The following is a 16996-nucleotide window of genomic DNA, read 5'->3' on the forward strand; positions in this document are numbered from 1 at the left end:
AGTTAAAAAAAGGCGTGTTGTATGGATTTTTCGGTACCTCAACTGTTGACCGCGTTGGTTGATCGCGGCAACGGGCTGTTATGGGGCAGTGTGCTGATCTACTTACTGATCGGCGCAGGCCTCTACTTTACGATACGAACCGGCGCGATTCAGGTACGTTATTTCGGTCACATGTTTAAACTGCTGCGCACCTCGCGGGATGCTGGTGACGGTATCTCCTCGTTTCAGGCGCTTTCGACGAGCCTGGCGGCACGCGTAGGCACCGGCAACCTGGCGGGTGTGGCGGTGGCGATCTATTTTGGTGGCCCTGGCGCGATTTTCTGGATGTGGATGACCGCCATGGTGGGTATGGCGACCAGCTTCGTCGAATCTACCTTGGCGCAGGCCTACAAAACAGACCATGGGGATAGCACCTTCCGCGGTGGGCCAGCCCGTTATATTGAACGTGGGCTTGGACTGCGCTGGCTGGCCGTGCTGTTTTCCATCTGTTTGATTATCGCGTTTGGATTGGCGTTTAACAGCGTACAGGCCAACTCCATCGCCCAGGCCATGGAGCAGGCATTTGCTGTTCCCACCTGGGCCATGGGGTTAGTCTTGGTGGTCGTTGTGGCGCCGATTATCTTTGGTGGCTTAAAGTCCATCGCCAAGGTCGCGGAGCTGGTGGTGCCATTAATGGCACTGCTTTACCTGTTACTCGCGCTTGTTGTAGTCGGGCTTAATATCGGTGACTTCCCAGCAGCCATCATGACCATTGTGAAGAGCGCCTTTGGCCTTGAACAAGCGGCTGGTGGGGCCGTGGGTTATGCCGTGTCACAAGCGATTATGCACGGCATTCAACGCGGCCTGTTCTCCAACGAGGCGGGCATGGGTTCGGCGCCGAATGCGGCAGCTACCGCCAGCACGCGCCCCAACCATCCGGCTGCCCAAGGCTTTATTCAGATGCTGGGTGTGTTTCTGGATACGCTGGTTATTTGTACGGCCACGGCGGCCATTATTATTATGGCAGGGCCTGAGCTTTTAGCCGGTGAAGAGACGAATGGTATCCAATTGACCCAAATGGCGCTTTCAAGCCACGTAGGCGATTGGGGGGGCATGTTTGTAGCCGTCGCAATCTTGCTGTTCGCGTTTACTTCTGTGATTGCCAATTACTCTTACGGCGAGTCCAATATTGAGTATTTAGCCGGTCGTCGAGCGCCGGTGGCGATTCTCCTTTACCGCTTGGCGGTGCTGGCGATGATCATGGTGGGATCGGTGGCGAGTCTGGGGGCGATCTGGAACTTTGCGGATCTTTCCATGGGTATGATGGCCATTATTAACCTGGTGGCTATCCTGCTGCTTTCACCTGTTGCTTTTGCGTTGTTCCGTGACTACGAGGCGCAGCTGAAGGCAGGCAAAGAACCTACCTTTGATCCCAGCAAATTCCCCAAGTTAGCCAATAAGGTTGATCCCAAGGCGTGGCCTAAAAAGCACTAATCACCAGCCAACTAAAACCCTGCTTATACAAAAGCAGGGTTTTTTTATAGATATCATAATTCGATTTTATCGAACGTAACGCTCATATCATTGCGCTTTTGATTAATCAAAATCATCGTAAAATAGCGCCAATTCCTTATTAATCCTGCGTTGGAGCTTTTTTAAAATGACAACTCGTGCCCTGTTGGTTACCTCCTCTGTACTTGGTGAAAACGGTCAATCTATCGCCTTGGCCAACCACTTCCAAAGCCGTGCGGCTGCTCGCGAAGGCGTCGATGTCACTAAACGCGACGTGGTTGCCGATGCGCTTCCTCACCTGGATATTGCGGAACTGGGCGCATGGCAGACACCGGCTGATGAGCGCAGCGACGAGCAGAAAGCACTGGCTGCTCGCTCTGATGAACTGTTGGCTGAACTGCGTGCTAATGACGTGTTGGTCTTGGCTGTACCGATGTATAACCTGGGCATCCCTTCGCAGTTAAAAGCCTGGTTTGACCGCGTACTGCGTGCTGGCGAAACATTCCGTTACACAGAAAACGGCCCACAAGGTCTAGTCGAAGGTAAGCGGGTGATTATTCTGGCGGCTCGTGGCGGTATGTATGCGGGGTCGGACATGGATAGCCAAACGCCACACCTGAAAAGCATGCTAGGCTTGATGGGCATTACCGATGTTGATGTTGTGTACGCAGAAGGCCTGAACATGGGCGAAGAGCAGCGTGCTGCAGCGCAGAAAGAAGCGTTTCAGGCAATTGATCAGTTGGTGGAAGCGCTATAAGCCCGTTAGCCTGAGGTAATTACGGAGAATCCGTTATGGCACGTCCCGAACTATTGGAGCAGATCTATACGATTGTCGATCAGATTCCGGCGGGGCGAGTCACGACGTACGGGCGCATTGCCGCTATGACAGAAGGCGCCACACCACGAATGGTGGGGTCTGCCATGCGCCACTTGCCCGATGGCCATGAGCTTCCCTGGCACCGGGTGATTGCGGCCTCACTTAAACTTGCTGACCACGGCGGTGCTACCCGTCAGCACCAGAAATTGCGTGATGAAGGCGTGATGTTTGATGCCAATGGGCGCGTGCCGCGTCACCTGGTGTGGCCGGATGAGCCGTAGAATAAGTCTTTCAATGAAAAAGCCGCGCGGTTGCGCGGCTTTTTCGTTTGTTCGTTCATTTATCCCTTTCTGAAAAGCGCTAAGTACGTGCCCCATCGAGGTGAACGTCCTGTGCTTTTTTCGTCATGGCACCGGCAAGCCGGCAGAGCAATAAAGCGGCCACGCCACACAGCGTAAGTGTTAGTGGCATCAGATGCGGCCCCTGGGTCGCCAAGCTGGCAACATAGCCAACGGCCGCCGCGACCACATAGTGCAGGGTACCCATCAGCGCCGAAGCCACGCCGGCCTGCGCCCCGCCAGCGTTCATGGTTAGCGCGGTCAAATTACCAAACACCAGTCCGAGCGCTCCAATCGCCACCCCCAGCAGCGCCACGTACGTTTCGAACGTGACCATATCCGTCGTGACGACCAGATATAAAAGCGCACCCGCCAGTGCATGTATACCAAGCCCGATATAAGTTACCCCGGCAGGCGTCATACCGCGTGCAGACAACGCATTGGACAGCATGCCACCGATAATCAGCCCGACAGAATTGGCGGCAAACAGATAGCTGAAATGGGTCGGGGTCATGCCAAAATGGTCGGTAAACACAAACGCTGCGGCGCTGATATAGGTGAAAAGTGACCCCAGAACAAAGCCTCCGGCCGCCGTATAAGTCATGAAGACTCGACGACGAGACTGAGCCAGATACCCACGCACGACACTGCTTACGCTAAGCGTTGTGCGCTGCCCAACATCAAGCGTCTCGGGAATGGCGGCCAGGCTCCATGCCAATCCAATAACGCCGAGAGCTGCCAGCATCCAGAAAATACCGCGCCAGCCACCGTGCTCAAGCAGAAAGCCTCCCATCATGGGCGCCACGACGGGTGCAATCATCATGACTTGCATCAATAGCGAAAAGATTTTGGCAGAGCTTTTTACATCGCAAAGATCGGCCACAATGGCACGCGGCGCGACCAATCCGGCGGCCGCGCCGATGGCCTGTAAAAATCGGGCAGCAAGTAACCACTCAAGCGTGGGCGCCATGGCCGCAACCACCGAGCCCGCCACAAAGATCACAAGCCCCACCAGGAGCGGCATTCGGCGGCCAAAACGCTCCAGTAGCGGGCCATAAAGGCACTGCCCCAGCGCCAGTCCTGCCAAAAAGACCGACAGCGTTTGCTGCACGCTGCCTGCCGAGACCTCATAGGTGTGCGCAATCATCGGCATGCCGGGCAGATACATATCAATCGCCATGGCATCGAGTGCGGTCAAAAGGGCCAGCAGAGTGACTAGCGCCATGCCCACGGTACTTTGGTGAGTATTCTCACGGATGGCCTGTTCAGTCATGATGCTCTCCTACAAGCTTGGCGATGCTGTCGCCCATAAGGCGCTCAAGCGCGTTGAGACGTGCCTCAAAGCGCTCGGTGCCAATATAAATAAGCGCCACGTGGAGGCTATCCACCATGCCCATGTAAGCGTGGCCCAGTATCAGGGCATCTTGATCGGAGAGTGCCTCCCCCACATGGCGACGCAGCGCTGCCGTAAAATCTGCTAACAGCTGTTGCATGTAAGTTTCGTAGCCTTCCTGAAGCTCGTGGAAAAGCGACTCAGGTGGAATATACGAGGTGCGTAGCAGAAACCGAAAGTGCTCAGAGTCGGCGTAACGTGCCAACAACGATTCGCAATAGTGCTGGCCTGGCAGTCCAGTATTGGAATGCTCAAAGCACTCATGAGCAAATTGCGATTCAATTTTCAAGGCATCTTCAAACACCGCCAAAAACAGCGCGTCCTTATTTTTGATATGCGAATAAAGCGACGCTTTGCGAATACCGGCGTCGGCAGCAATCCCCGCCAGTGAGGCGCCCTCATAACCATGCCGGGCAAACTGGGCAACGGCCGCGTTGAGCACCCGGCGTAGCGCGGGTGTTGTCGTGGATAACATTTCGAGTCTCCGAACATGAAACATCTTGATGATGCATGCTTAAAGCATGTCAAAAACCAAGCGACGCATCATACTATAAAAGCTACCGACCGGTAGGTAGGTTTGAGTGGTGTAGAAAAGGCCCTTTCGGGCCAATAATCTGACACTATCCGATTTAAAACATGCTGTTGTCGTTGGCCGCTTCTTCCGGCACAGACTGGATGACATCCCAGTGCTCGACGATCATTTCATTTTCAACGCGGAAGATATCCACAACGGCCTCACCGCGATCCTCATCACCATTGGTAGAGTGAACATGCAGCCAGACCAGGTCGCCATCGGTTGCACTACGCACGATCTCGCTCTGGTAGTCCGGATTTTCCTGGAAGTAGCCTGCAAAGTAATCCACGAAAGGCGCCTTGCCATCCGGTACGCCCGGATTGTGCTGAATGTAATCTTCCGCCAGCACCAATGAGCTCTGCTCTGTTTCATGCTCGTTGAAGAACTGGTTATAGAACTGGATGACCAATGCCCGGTTTGCTTCCTCGGCCTCAAGATCACGTTCGGCTTGCGCAAACGATACGGCGGGTAAAGATAGCATCAGCACCGACGTGGCAACGCTCAACGGTTTCAGTAACGACATGTCAACACTCTTGTTTCGGGTAGATGGATCAAAGGCGCAGCACTAATCACCGCATCATGCCCCTTGAGTTTCACCTTAATAAACGGTCTAAAATGTAGACCTTGGGGTAAACTTAAAGGAATTCCCATGACCGCACAAGAAGTCACATTTACCTGACCCGGTCACATCTATATGCCCACTGCATGCCCATCCATGGAGCCGTGATGACTGCCATTACCGCTAGCGAAGAGATCGTTCTTGAACAGCCTTGCCCGATTCGCGATGTGCTTGACCGCATTGGCGACCAGTGGAGCTTACTGATTCTGGAAGCCCTGGCCCCCGGCACGCTGCGTTTTAATGCCTTGATGCGTGAGATTGGTGATATTTCAAAGCAGATGCTCTCCCGTACCCTCAAACAGCTGGAGCAGGATGGCTTTGTCACGCGTACGCTCTATCCTGAAGTCCCGCCACGGGTGGAATATACTCTAACCCCGTTGGGGCGCTCTTTTCTTGAGCCGATGCAACAGCTGGTAGCGTGGGCAGATGCCCATCACCGCACCATCGTGGCCGCTCGTTTGCAGTATCAGGCTAGCCAGACGTAGACCTGAAACGGGCTATGTGAGAATTAAAAACATCCCCTAACTAACAAGCCCACGACTAAATCGTGGGCTTGTTGGCTGTCTCATTTATTAAAATGTACCCGAATTGCGTCCGTACTTGGTTATTGGCATAGGGCTTCCAGCTCGCGCTTATACTTCAATGGAGCCTGATTTCAATGACCAGTCGCGCCAGCGCAGATCAAACAGGTCCTTGCGGCGATCCTTCAGGTTCGTCACCGAGCCTTCTGCGCGCACCACGGTTAGGCGAGTCAAATCCAGGTCCGAGAAGAAAATCATCTCGGTATTGGGTGTGGTTTCCGCCAGCACTGCATCGTGGGGGAAGGCGAAGTCAGAAGGGGTAAAGACCGCAGACTGCGCGTACTGGATATCCAGGTTTTCAATTGAGGGCAGGTTGCCGACGCTACCGCAGAGCACTACGTAGCACTCGTTCTCGATGGCGCGCGCCTGACCACAGTGACGAACCCGCAGATAGCCATTCTTGGTGTCGGTCCAGAACGGCACAAACAGGATATCCATGTCCTGGTCGGCCAGTAGACGGCCGAGTTCCGGGAACTCCACGTCGTAGCAGATCAAAATGCCCACGCGGCCTGCATCGGTGTTAAACACCTGCAAGTTGTCACCGCCTTCGATTACCCAATCGCGACGCTCCTGAGGAGTGATATGCAGCTTGGCTTGCTTGTCGACTTCACCATCGCGGTGGAAGAGGTAGGCAACGTTGTAGAGCCGGTCATTTTCGCCCACTTCAATCATTGAGCCGCCAACAATATTGATATTGTAGGAGACCGCCATGCGTGAAAGTTCGGTTTTAAAGCGTTCGGTAAAGCCTGCCAGAAAACGTATCGCCGCCATTTGGTCCTGCTGAGCGGCGCGGTCTTGCAAGCCCATCAGCGGGGTGGTGAACAGCTCCGGAAAAACCGCAAAGTCACTCTGGTAATCTGAAAGCGCGTCGACAAAATACTCAATCTGCTGGAGGGCGGCTTCTACCGAGGCAAACTCACGCATCTGCCACTGTACGGCGCCAACACGCACTTGGGTCGGGCGCGTATCCAGCACGTTTTCGGCAGGCTCAAAGAGAATATTGTTCCACTCGAGCAGGGTCGCGTAGCCCTTTGACTGCTCATCTTCGGGCAGGTATTTGCGCAGCAGGCGTTTTACTTGAAAGTCGTTAGCCAACTGGAACGACAGAATGGGATCATAAATCTCCTTGCGAGAGACTTTTTCGATGTACTGGGCCGGCGTTAGCTCATCGGCATGCTGATAGTATTCGGGAATGCGCCCACCCGCCAAAATGGCGCGCAGGTTATGCGAACGACACAGCTCTTTGCGTGCTTCGTAAAGGCGCCGCCCCAGGCGGTAGCCGCGGTAGTCCGGGTGAATCAGCACATCCAGCCCGTACATCGCATCGCCATTTTCATCGTTGAGAATAATCTCACGATGGCCAATCAGGTCGTCATATTTATGCGGGTTGGAAAACTCGTCGTAATCCACCTGAACCGTTAGTGCGACGCCTACCAGATTGCCGTCATCTTCAATGGCGATCTGGCCGTCGGGAAACTCCTGAATCAGCTTGTCGATGGTGTGACGGGGCCAGGCGCCGCCAATATTATGATAGACAGCGTCCATCAATGTCTTGAGCTGATCGTAATCATCGCTCGTCAGGTTGCGCACATTTAGATGCAGGTCTTCCAGGGACATATCAGGGGGTTCCAGAATAAAAAAGAAAACAGCCTAGTGCATGATGGCTAGGCGCTGCCCGGCTTATTCACCGACACGTTTCCCACCAGTGGGCGCGTCAAGGTTTGCGCCATGATGACGCCCGCCAGAATCAGAAGTCCACCGGTAAAGTGGAAGCCAGCCACCTGTTCGCCCAGCATCGCCATGGCAATCAGTGCGCTGAACAGAGGCATCAGGTTGATAAAAATGCTCGCCTGGTTAGCGCCAATTTGGCGGACCGCGCGCATCCATAAAAATGTGGTAATGACGGAGGCAGGAATGCCTGCATAGAGAATAAGCCCAATATTCTGGCTATCTACAGGCGTCATTGGCCCCATCAAATAGGGCGGCAGCAAAAACAGTACCGCAAAACATACCTGAGCATAGAGCATTACCCAAGGCGGTAAGTTCATTTTCCAACGCTTTAGCATAACGCCGTAGAGCGCGTAGCAGCTTGCTGCCACCACCATTAGCGCATCGCCATGGGCAACTTCAAGCTGAAGAAGCGATAAGGGATTACCGCGGCCCAGCAACACGGTGACGCCGATAAAGGCCAGCACGCCCCCCATAACGCCGCCCAGGGTTGGCGGATCACGCAGGATAAGCGCACTCAGCAGCACGGTTAAAAGCGGTACCATCGCAGCTAGAATGCCCATGTTGGTAGCCGTTGTGGTTTCCGCTGCAACATAGGCCAGCCCTTGCCATAACCCCATACCTAAAAGGCCCAGTAAGGCGAGTTTCGGCCAGTTGCGACGTATTTCCGCACGATGACGAAGCACGGCCGGAAGCACGAAGGGTGTCATCACCGCTAGCGCCAACAGCCAGCGTAAAAAAGCGATGCTGCTCGGCGCAATAGCGCCTACGGTCAACTGATTGATGGTCATGTTGCCCGACCAGATCAGCACGGTGGCAAGTGGCGGCAAAAAGTAAATCAGCGGCATAGCGGTTTTCCTTATCGTTAGCCGGATAATGTTACGTGCTTTAACGCAATGAGCAAGACTGAGAAGCGATGGCCTGAACGTCGCTGGTAAGTAGTAAAGGGCTGTACGACGGCGATTGGATGTCATACGCTTGTTTGAATAACGCCAAGGAGAACCGTAATGACCCGTGCGCCCGCTTACCCGCATCTTTTTCAGCCAATTACGATTGGCCATTTAACGCTACCCAATCGCATTTTAATGGGCTCCATGCATACCAATCTGGAAGAGACGCCCAATGGGTTTGCAAGGTTGGCGGTTTTTTATGCTGAGCGTGCGCGGGCCGGGGTAAGTTTAATCGTCACTGGGGGCATTGCCCCTAATCCGGAAGGCGCGGTGTTTCAGGGCGCCAACGCGCTAACCGATGAAACCCAACTGGCAGAGCATCGTCAAGTCGTGGAGGCTGTTCACGCGGAAGGCGGGCATCTGTGCATGCAGATTCTCCATGCGGGGCGCTACGCCTACTCGCCTGAATTGGTGGCGCCCTCGGCAATTCAGGCACCCATTAATCCGTTTACTCCCCGCGAACTAAGTAGTGACGACGTTGAGCAGCAAATTGCCGACTACGTGCGCTGCGCATGCCTGGCGCAACAGGCAGGTTATGACGGCGTCGAAATAATGGGCTCGGAAGGCTATCTGATTAATCAGTTTATCTGCCAGCGTACCAATCAGCGAAGCGATGCCTGGGGCGGTAGTTTTGAGCATCGCATGCGCTTTCCGTTGGAAATTGTTAAACGCATTCGAGCGGCGGTGGGCGAGCGCTTTGTGGTGATTTTTCGTCTGTCGATGATTGATCTGGTGGAAGACGGCAGTACGTGGCAAGAGATCGTTACGCTTGGCCAGGCGGTGGAAGCCGCAGGTGCCGATATCATCAATACCGGGATTGGTTGGCACGAAGCGAGGGTGCCCACGATTGTCACCAGCGTGCCACGTGCCGCCTTTACCGAAGTGACCCGGCGAGTAAAAGCAGCGCTTTCGGTGCCGCTGATCACTACTAATCGGATTAATATGCCAGAGATTGCCGAACAGGTGCTGTCCGAAGGCCACGCCGATATGGTGTCCATGGCGCGGCCGTTTTTGGCGGATCCTGAGTGGGTGCGTAAAGCCGAAGCGGGGCAGGCCGATGAAATCAATACCTGTATTGCCTGTAACCAGGCCTGCCTGGATCACACCTTTGCAGGCAAGTTAACCTCTTGTTTAGTTAATCCGCGCGCCTGCCATGAAACCGAGCTTGTGATTGAACCCGCCACCACGCCTAAACGCGTGGCCGTGGTGGGCGGTGGACCAGCGGGGCTTGCCACGGCCGTTACCGCCGCCAGCCGTGGCCATCACGTAGTGCTGTTTGAGCAGCGTGACACGCTGGGCGGGCAGTTTAATTACGCGCGCCGGATTCCAGGCAAAGAGGAGTTTAACGAAACCCTACGCTACTACCGCGTAATGCTGGAAAAGTACGCGGTAGAGATTCGTTTGAACACCCGTGCCATCCCAGAAGCACTGGCTGAGTTTGACGATATTATTATTGCCAGCGGCGTACGCCCACGCACGCTGTCGCTGCCCGGCGCTGAACACCCCAGTGTGCTGAGCTATGCCGATGCCATTGAATCCCCTGAACGGGTAGGCCGCCGGGTTGCCGTTATCGGGGCAGGCGGTATTGGTTTTGACGTTTCCGAGCTTTTGGCCCATGAAGAACATCCGGCCCTTGATATCGATACCTGGTGCGACGAGTGGGGCGTTGACCTGGCCGTTAGCGAACGCGGCGGTTTAAAAGCCCCTGTGGCGCCCGCTGTAGCACGTGACATTGTCATGCTACAACGTAAAACCTCAAAGCCTGGCAAGTACCTGGGTAAAACCACTGGCTGGGTACACCGGGCTTCGCTAAAGGCGCGCGGCGTTTCGACCTTGACGGGCTGCGAGTACCTTAAAGTTGATGATGATGGGCTGCATATTCGCCGCAATGGCGAGGACAGCGTGCTGGGTGTGGATACGGTGGTGGTATGCGCAGGGCAGGAATCGGTGCGTGATTTAGTGGCGCCGCTTGAAGCGCTCGGTAAACAGATTCATATCATTGGCGGTGCCGATGAGGCGGCAGAGCTTGACGCCAAGCGCGCTATTGATCAGGGAATGCGCTTGGCTGCCCAGCTTTAACCGCGTTGATAGTGGCGGGTGACGCTCGTCCATAAATGACGATAGACTGACTGATCCATCACCTTATTAAGCATAACGTGATGTTAAAGGCGCTAGTGGCACCCAGCTGGCGCTGTAACAATATGAGGTATAAGGATAATTGTCATGACGTCGGAGTGTACCCCCCGTTTTTTAGCCAGCGATAACACTTCTGGTATTTGCCCGGAAGCCATGGCGTATCTACTGGACGCTAATCAGGTTGATGACCTGGCGTATGGCAATGACCATTGGACCGAGCGAGCGGCGAACCGCTTTCGTCAAATGTTTGATTATGACTGCGAAGTGTTTTTTGTTTTTAACGGTACTGCGGCTAACTCACTGGCGCTTTCTGCGATGGGGCGCAGTTACCATAGCGTGATTTGTCATGAGCTGGCGCATATTGAAACCGACGAGTGCGGCGGCCCGGAGTTCTTCTCCAATGGCGCCAAGCTGCTGACCTCGCCAGGGGCGAATGGCAAGCTTACCCCTGAGGGGATTGAGGCGCTGGTGACGCGGCGGAGCGATATTCACTACCCAAAACCTAAAGTGGTTTCGCTGACCCAAGCAACCGAAGTAGGAACGGTATATACCCGCGAAGAACTACTGGCCATTCGTGCCATTGCCGATAAGCATGATTTGCGCTTACACATGGATGGCGCTCGGTTTGCCAATGCTTGTGCCAGCTTGAATGCTACGCCTGCCGAGCTGACCTGGCAGGTAGGTGTTGATGCACTGTGTTTTTCTGGGACTAAAAATGGCTTGGCGATGGGCGAGGCGATTTTGTTCTTTAATCGCGAGCTGGCAGAAGATTTTTCGTATCGCTGCAAGCAGGCAGGTCAGTTGGCATCCAAAATGCGCTATATATCAGCGCCGTGGTTGGGCCTTTTGGAGAGCGGGGCGTGGCTCACCAATGCTCAACATGCTAACGCAATGGCACAATATTTAACGCAAGGGCTGCAAGCGCTGCCTGGCGTGTCGTTGATGTTTCCTGCCCAGGCAAACAGCGTCTTTGTTGAGTTGCCAGCCCATGCAATTAGCGCCCTAAAAGCCAAGGGGTGGACCTTCTATACGTTTATTGGCGCCGGAGGAGCACGCTTTGTATGTGCCTGGAATACCACCGTTGAATTACTGGATTTACTTATCGCGGATGTCAAAATTGCTCTTGAACAGCATTCTGGATAGTAAGAGACTCTGGAGTTTTCAGGCGTATCGCTTTTTTTACCGCCTCTGCACACGCAGCGGCGGTTTTTTGTAGACGTTCAATAAAAGGGCGTGACGCCTGGCCCGCCATGCCAATGTTGATCATTAGAGAATCGTTAAACGTTTCTGATGAAGTGCTTTTTGGTTAAAACCCTGTTGTATCAACATCCTGCCTTTGAAGTGCGGGACTTTTCTGGCGTATGCCTATGCGTATCACATGTTAGCGTTGAAGTTTTAGTCATCACATTTTGCTAATGCTGGCTACGCTAATAGAGCGACACCTCGTTCGGCTCACCACAATAAAATATTCATCCGGGTGGTGATTGCCTGGGGATGGCCATAGGAGGGTTTCATGAGCATCTTTGACCACGTTCAAGACCGTTTTGCCCGCGTGCAGCAAGAAGACATGAGTTTGGAAGAGTATCTGGCGCTTTGTCGTCGTGACCCAACGGTTTATGCCAGCGCCGCGGAGCGCATGCTGGATGCCATCGGCGAGCCTGCTGTTATTGATACGGCAAAGGACCCGCGCTTATCGCGTATTTTTTCCAATAAGGTGATACGCCGCTACCCGGTTTTTGCTGAGTTTCATGGTATGGAGGAGGCCATTGAGCAGATCGTGGCTTACTTCCGTCATGCCGCCCAAGGGCTTGAGGAGCGCAAGCAGATTCTCTATCTGCTGGGGCCGGTGGGTGGCGGTAAATCATCACTTGCGGAGCGCTTAAAACTGCTAATGGAGCGCATCCCTTTTTACGCCATTAAAGGCTCACCCGTTTATGAGTCGCCGCTTGGGCTGTTCTCACCTGAAGAGGATAGCGAGCTGCTTGAAAAAGAGTATGGGATTGCGCCGCGCTATCTGAAAAGTGTGATGTCCCCTTGGGCCGCCAAGCGTTTAAAAGAGTACGGCGGCGATATTTCCCAGTTTCGTGTAGTGCGTCTTTATCCTTCGCGGCTGCACCAGATAGCAATTTCTAAAACGGAACCGGGTGACGAGAATAACCAGGATATCTCCTCGTTAGTGGGTAAAGTCGATATCCGCCAGCTTGAGCTTTACTCCCAGGATGACCCGGATGCTTATAGCTTCTCGGGCGGGCTTTGCCGCGCTAACCAAGGGTTAATGGAATTCGTTGAGATGTTTAAGGCGCCGATCAAGGTGCTACATCCGCTGTTAACCGCCACCCAAGAGGGGAATTACAACCCAACGGAGGGGATGGGCGCCATTCCGTTTGATGGCATTATCCTGGCGCACTCCAACGAATCCGAGTGGCAGGCATTTCGCAATAACCGCAACAACGAGGCCTTTCTTGACCGCGTATATATCGTCAAAGTGCCTTACTGCTTGCGAGTATCTGAAGAGATCAAAATCTATCAAAAGCTACTGGAAGACTCCTCCCTCAATGCCGCACCCTGCGCGCCCGATACGCTGCGCATGCTGGCACAATTCTCGGTGCTGTCTCGGTTAAAAGTGCCCGAGAACTCCAGTATCTACTCCAAAATGCGCGTGTACGATGGCGAAAATCTAAAAGATACCGACCCGCGTGCCAAGTCGATACAAGAGTACCGCGATGCGGCAGGTGTGGACGAAGGCATGCAAGGACTCTCCACTCGTTTTGCGTTCAAGATTCTTTCCAAGGTGTTTAACTTTGACAGCACCGAAGTTGCCGCTAACCCGGTGCATCTGCTGTATGTGCTGGAGCAAGCGCTTGAGCGTGAGCAACTGCCCTCTGAAGTATTTGAGCGTTATCTGGGCTTTATTAAAGAGTTTTTGGCTCCGCGCTATGTGGAGTTTATTGGCAAAGAGATCCAGACGGCTTATCTCGAATCCTACAGCGAGTATGGGCAGAATATTTTTGATCGCTATGTGACCTATGCCGATTTCTGGATTCAAGACCAGGAGTACCGCGACCCGGATACCGGCGAGCAGTTGAATCGCCAATCGCTAAATGAAGAGCTTGAAAAAATTGAGAAGCCAGCGGGCATCTCCAATCCCAAGGACTTCCGTCATGAAGTGGTTAACTTTGTGCTGCGAGCGCGTGCCCAGAACAATGGCATGAATCCCAGCTGGCAGTCGTATGAGAAGCTTAAAGGGGTTATTGAACACAAGATGTTTGCCAATACCGAAGAGCTTTTGCCGGTCATCTCGTTTAACGCCAAGGCCTCAAAGTCGGACCAGAAAAAGCACGAGGACTTCGTCGCTCGGATGGTGGAGCGCGGCTATACCGAGAAGCAGGTGCGTCTGCTTTCCGAGTGGTACCTGCGCGTGCGCAAGTCGCAGTAAGCGCCGGTACTGAAAAGGCCCTTTGGGTTAAGGAGGTCGTATGACCTACTTTATTGATCGAAGACCTAACGCTAAACATAAGAGCGCGGTTAACCGTCAGCGCTTTTTGGAGCGCTACCGTCAGCATATCAAGCGCTCTGTTGAAGAGGCGGTTAACCGCCGCTCCATTACTGATATGGAGCGCGGTGAAAAAATTTCTATCCCCACCAAGGACATTTCCGAGCCGGTGTTTCAGCATGGCCCTGGTGGGGCGCGCAATATCGTCTCGCCGGGTAATAAAGAGTTTCTACAGGGCGACAGGATTCGCCGCCCCAGTGGCCAAGTCGGCGGAGGCGGCGCGGGTGAAGGGAATGCTTCTGACCAAGGCGAAGGTAACGACGAGTTTGCGTTTACGCTTAGCCGGGAGGAGTTTTTAGAGTTTGTTTTCGATGGCTTGGAGCTTCCGCACCTGCAGCGTAAGCCGCTTAAATCATTGGAAGAAGTGAAAATGGTGCGCGCGGGCCTTTCCCGGGATGGCGTGCCCTCGCGTATCAGTATTACGCGTTCCATGCGGGAGGCCTACGCCCGCCGTATTGCCATGCGAGCACCGATCAAGCGAGCGCTAAAAGAAGCTGAGCAAGCACTGGAGGCAGAAGAGCGCAAGGACAGCGTGCTACGTAATCCGGCACGGGTGGCTGAACTGAAAGCTGACATCGAGCGTTTAAAGAAACGCATCGAGGCAGTGCCGTTTATTGATACCTACGATTTGCGCTATCACCAGTTGGCAGCGCAGCCTCAGCCCTCAAGCCAGGCGGTAATGTTCTGTGTCATGGATGTTTCAGGCTCCATGACACAGAACCATAAAGACATTGCGAAGCGGTTTTTTCTGCTGCTTTATCTTTTTTTAGAGAAACACTACGAAAAGGTCGAACTGGTGTTTGTCCGCCACCATACAGCCGCAAAAGAAGTGAGTGAGGAGGAGTTCTTTTACTCCCGCGAAACGGGCGGCACCATTGTCTCAAGCGCACTCACGCTGGTGGATAACATTATTCAAAAGCGCTATCCCGCTGAGCAGTGGAATCTATACGTGGCTCAGGCATCGGATGGCGACAATTGGGACGATGATTCCAATACCTGCCGCAATTTACTGATTAAAAAGCTGATGCCTCAACTTCAGTACTACGCGTATGTAGAAATTACCCCTCACGATCATCAGTCGCTTTGGCATGAGTACCAGAACGTCGCTGAACACTTTCCTGAACGCTTTACGATGCGCCAAATTGTCGAAGCCAGTGATATTTACCCTGTTTTTCGTGAGCTGTTTAAACGCCGCTTGAATCAAGCGCGCTAAACGCGTGCGTGTTGAGGAGTACGCTATGAATGCGTCCCAAAAGCCCATTGCGACTGGTTCTGACTGGAATTTTAGTATTCTGGAGCACTTTAACGACAAGCTGGCTGCGCTTGCCGACGAGTACCGCCTGGATACGTACCCCAACCAAATAGAAGTCATCACCACCGAACAGATGATGGATGCTTACGCCAGTGTGGGCATGCCGGTGGGCTACTATCACTGGTCGTTTGGTAAGCAGTTTCTGGCCGTTGAGCAAGCTTACAAGCGGGGCCAAATGGGCTTGGCATACGAGTTGGTGATTAATTCCAACCCTTGCATTGCCTATTTGATGGAAGAGAACACCCTGATGATGCAGGTGCTGGTCATGGCGCATGCCTGCTATGGGCATAATTCCTTCTTCAAGGGCAATTATTTGTTTCGTACCTGGACCGATGCCGAATCGATCGTTGATTATCTGGTGTTTGCACGTCACTACATTGCTAAATGCGAAGAGCGCCACGGCGTTCATGCGGTTGAGCAACTGTTGGATGCGTGTCACGCGCTGCAAAATTACGGCGTTGACCGCTATAAGCGACCTTCGCCGATCTCGGCTGAAGAGGAGGCCAGGCGCCAGGATGAACGGGAAGCCTACCTGCAAACGCAAGTGAATATGTTGTGGCGTACGATTCCTGAGCCGCCTGACAATGCGTCACCGCTGCCTGGTAGCCTTAACAGCGACAACGATCCGCTAGGACTGCACAGCGGCGGAATTTACCCGCCGGAGCCTCAGGAAAATCTGCTCTATTTTATTGAAAAAAATGCCCCGTTATTGGCCCCTTGGCAGCGTGAAATAGTACGTATTGTGCGCAAGCTGGCGCAGTATTTTTACCCCCAGCGCCAAACTCAGGTCATGAATGAGGGGTGGGCATGCTTTTGGCATTACACGTTGATGAATCGCTTGTATGACGAAGGCGATGTTGATGAAGGTCTGATGCTTGAGTTCTTGCAGTCTCACGCCGCGGTCATTAATCAACCTGACTTTGATAGTCCTTACTTCAACGGTATCAATCCGTATGCGTTGGGGTTTGCCATCTTTATGGACATCAAACGGATATGCGAAGCACCGACCGAGGAGGATTATCAGTGGTTTGCTGATATTGCGGGTACGCCTTGGCGTAGTACGCTTGAATTTGCTATGCGCAACTTTAAGGATGAGTCGTTTATTCAGCAGTTTCTGTCGCCCAAGGTAATGCGCGACCTTAAGCTATTTTTAATTGTGGATGATGATCAGTCGGAAACACTCGAAGTTGCGGCTATTCATAATGAACAGGGCTATCGCCGGGTGCGCGATGCGCTTTCTACTCAGTACGCGCTGTCGGTGAAAGAGCCAAATATTCAAGTGGTTGAGGCTGATATCCGGGGCGATCGCTCATTAACACTGCACCACGTGCAGGACGGTCGCCGCCCCCTTGGGCGTAGTGCCTACCCGGTTATTCGGCACCTGCATGAGCTTTGGGGGTTCCCCGTACGCCTGGTTTCCATGGATGAAGGGCGGGTGACGCATCGCTACCGTTGGCCCATAGAGGAGGAAAGTAAAGACAACCCGTAAATGGTCACCGCTTAC

The 16996-nt window shown here is 53.6% G+C and carries 14 protein-coding genes; 9 read left to right on the forward strand and 5 right to left on the reverse strand.

The genetic code is table 11. The features are described from left to right. The first annotated feature begins 21 nt into the window (after positions 1-21). From ACT3R4_RS05400 to ACT3R4_RS05410, 3 genes are all read left to right on the forward strand, one after another. Positions 22-1473 (forward strand): alanine/glycine:cation symporter family protein, encoded by a 1452-nt coding sequence (locus ACT3R4_RS05400; protein ID WP_192528205.1) that lies wholly within the window; start codon positions 22-24, stop codon positions 1471-1473. A gap of 166 nt (positions 1474-1639) precedes the next feature. Continuing rightward, entirely contained in the window at positions 1640-2248 is a 609-nt protein-coding gene (locus ACT3R4_RS05405; RefSeq protein WP_192528206.1) for an FMN-dependent NADH-azoreductase, read from the forward strand. A gap of 35 nt (positions 2249-2283) precedes the next feature. Continuing rightward, positions 2284-2589, forward strand: a complete 306-nt coding sequence (locus tag ACT3R4_RS05410; protein ID WP_192528207.1) for an MGMT family protein — start codon at positions 2284-2286, stop codon at positions 2587-2589. A gap of 79 nt (positions 2590-2668) precedes the next feature. Here the strand turns inward: ACT3R4_RS05410 and ACT3R4_RS05415 are convergent, their stop codons facing one another. The 3 genes from ACT3R4_RS05415 to ACT3R4_RS05425 form a co-directional block, all read right to left on the reverse strand. Next, on the reverse strand, positions 2669-3919 hold the full coding sequence (locus ACT3R4_RS05415; protein ID WP_441678259.1) for a multidrug effflux MFS transporter: 1251 nt from the start codon (positions 3917-3919) through the stop codon (positions 2669-2671). Further along, positions 3912-4514 (reverse strand): TetR/AcrR family transcriptional regulator, encoded by a 603-nt coding sequence (locus ACT3R4_RS05420; RefSeq protein WP_176372204.1) that lies wholly within the window; start codon positions 4512-4514, stop codon positions 3912-3914. Before ACT3R4_RS05420 ends, ACT3R4_RS05415 begins: the two co-directional genes overlap by 8 nt. Positions 4515-4668: 154 nt before the next feature. Next, the gene (locus ACT3R4_RS05425; RefSeq protein WP_087108497.1) at positions 4669-5136 is read right to left on the reverse strand and encodes a nuclear transport factor 2 family protein; all 468 of its coding nucleotides are present in this window, start codon (positions 5134-5136) and stop codon (positions 4669-4671) included. 203 nt (positions 5137-5339) lie between these two features. Here ACT3R4_RS05425 and ACT3R4_RS05430 point away from each other — a divergent pair, with 203 nt between their 5' ends. Beyond that, positions 5340-5717: a winged helix-turn-helix transcriptional regulator gene (locus tag ACT3R4_RS05430; RefSeq protein WP_087108499.1), complete on the forward strand. Its 378-nt coding sequence runs from the start codon at positions 5340-5342 to the stop codon at positions 5715-5717. 147 nt (positions 5718-5864) lie between these two features. Here the strand turns inward: ACT3R4_RS05430 and ACT3R4_RS05435 are convergent, their stop codons facing one another. Both ACT3R4_RS05435 and ACT3R4_RS05440 read right to left on the reverse strand, forming a co-directional pair. Next, a complete protein-coding gene (locus tag ACT3R4_RS05435; RefSeq protein WP_441678261.1) occupies positions 5865-7430 on the reverse strand; it encodes a GNAT family N-acetyltransferase in 1566 nt (521 codons plus the stop codon). Positions 7431-7477: 47 nt separating this feature from the next. Further along, positions 7478-8389 (reverse strand): DMT family transporter, encoded by a 912-nt coding sequence (locus ACT3R4_RS05440; RefSeq protein ID WP_441678263.1) that lies wholly within the window; start codon positions 8387-8389, stop codon positions 7478-7480. 159 nt (positions 8390-8548) lie between these two features. Here ACT3R4_RS05440 and ACT3R4_RS05445 point away from each other — a divergent pair, with 159 nt between their 5' ends. The 5 genes from ACT3R4_RS05445 to ACT3R4_RS05465 all read left to right on the forward strand — a co-directional run bounded on the left by ACT3R4_RS05445 (position 8549) and on the right by ACT3R4_RS05465 (position 16981). Further along, positions 8549-10570 (forward strand): FAD-dependent oxidoreductase, encoded by a 2022-nt coding sequence (locus ACT3R4_RS05445; protein WP_441678265.1) that lies wholly within the window; start codon positions 8549-8551, stop codon positions 10568-10570. 144 nt (positions 10571-10714) lie between these two features. Next, positions 10715-11770 carry a threonine aldolase family protein gene (locus ACT3R4_RS05450; RefSeq protein ID WP_087108506.1) on the forward strand — a complete coding sequence of 352 codons (1056 nt, stop codon included), beginning with the start codon at positions 10715-10717 and terminating at the stop codon, positions 11768-11770. 370 nt (positions 11771-12140) lie between these two features. Continuing rightward, on the forward strand, positions 12141-14063 hold the full coding sequence (locus tag ACT3R4_RS05455) for a PrkA family serine protein kinase (RefSeq protein WP_441678267.1): 1923 nt from the start codon (positions 12141-12143) through the stop codon (positions 14061-14063). 40 nt (positions 14064-14103) lie between these two features. Beyond that, on the forward strand, positions 14104-15393 hold the full coding sequence (locus ACT3R4_RS05460; RefSeq protein WP_192528215.1) for a YeaH/YhbH family protein: 1290 nt from the start codon (positions 14104-14106) through the stop codon (positions 15391-15393). Between the two features lie 25 nt (positions 15394-15418). Beyond that, a complete protein-coding gene (locus ACT3R4_RS05465; protein ID WP_441678269.1) occupies positions 15419-16981 on the forward strand; it encodes a SpoVR family protein in 1563 nt (520 codons plus the stop codon). Positions 16982-16996 lie beyond the last annotated feature (15 nt).

Source organism: Halomonas sp. AOP7-E1-9, assembly GCF_052376035.1.
GTDB lineage: Bacteria > Pseudomonadota > Gammaproteobacteria > Pseudomonadales > Halomonadaceae > Vreelandella > Vreelandella citrativorans.

Coding starts and splice junctions, on each gene's coding strand:
- ACT3R4_RS05400 (WP_192528205.1), top strand. CDS start 22: ATGGATTTTTCGGTACCTCAACTGTTGACCGCGTTGGTTGATCGCGGC.
- ACT3R4_RS05405 (WP_192528206.1), top strand. CDS start 1,640: ATGACAACTCGTGCCCTGTTGGTTACCTCCTCTGTACTTGGTGAAAAC.
- ACT3R4_RS05410 (WP_192528207.1), top strand. CDS start 2,284: ATGGCACGTCCCGAACTATTGGAGCAGATCTATACGATTGTCGATCAG.
- ACT3R4_RS05415 (WP_441678259.1), bottom strand. CDS start 3,919: ATGACTGAACAGGCCATCCGTGAGAATACTCACCAAAGTACCGTGGGC.
- ACT3R4_RS05420 (WP_176372204.1), bottom strand. CDS start 4,514: ATGTTATCCACGACAACACCCGCGCTACGCCGGGTGCTCAACGCGGCC.
- ACT3R4_RS05425 (WP_087108497.1), bottom strand. CDS start 5,136: ATGTCGTTACTGAAACCGTTGAGCGTTGCCACGTCGGTGCTGATGCTA.
- ACT3R4_RS05430 (WP_087108499.1), top strand. CDS start 5,340: ATGACTGCCATTACCGCTAGCGAAGAGATCGTTCTTGAACAGCCTTGC.
- ACT3R4_RS05435 (WP_441678261.1), bottom strand. CDS start 7,430: ATGTCCCTGGAAGACCTGCATCTAAATGTGCGCAACCTGACGAGCGAT.
- ACT3R4_RS05440 (WP_441678263.1), bottom strand. CDS start 8,389: ATGCCGCTGATTTACTTTTTGCCGCCACTTGCCACCGTGCTGATCTGG.
- ACT3R4_RS05445 (WP_441678265.1), top strand. CDS start 8,549: ATGACCCGTGCGCCCGCTTACCCGCATCTTTTTCAGCCAATTACGATT.
- ACT3R4_RS05450 (WP_087108506.1), top strand. CDS start 10,715: ATGACGTCGGAGTGTACCCCCCGTTTTTTAGCCAGCGATAACACTTCT.
- ACT3R4_RS05455 (WP_441678267.1), top strand. CDS start 12,141: ATGAGCATCTTTGACCACGTTCAAGACCGTTTTGCCCGCGTGCAGCAA.
- ACT3R4_RS05460 (WP_192528215.1), top strand. CDS start 14,104: ATGACCTACTTTATTGATCGAAGACCTAACGCTAAACATAAGAGCGCG.
- ACT3R4_RS05465 (WP_441678269.1), top strand. CDS start 15,419: ATGAATGCGTCCCAAAAGCCCATTGCGACTGGTTCTGACTGGAATTTT.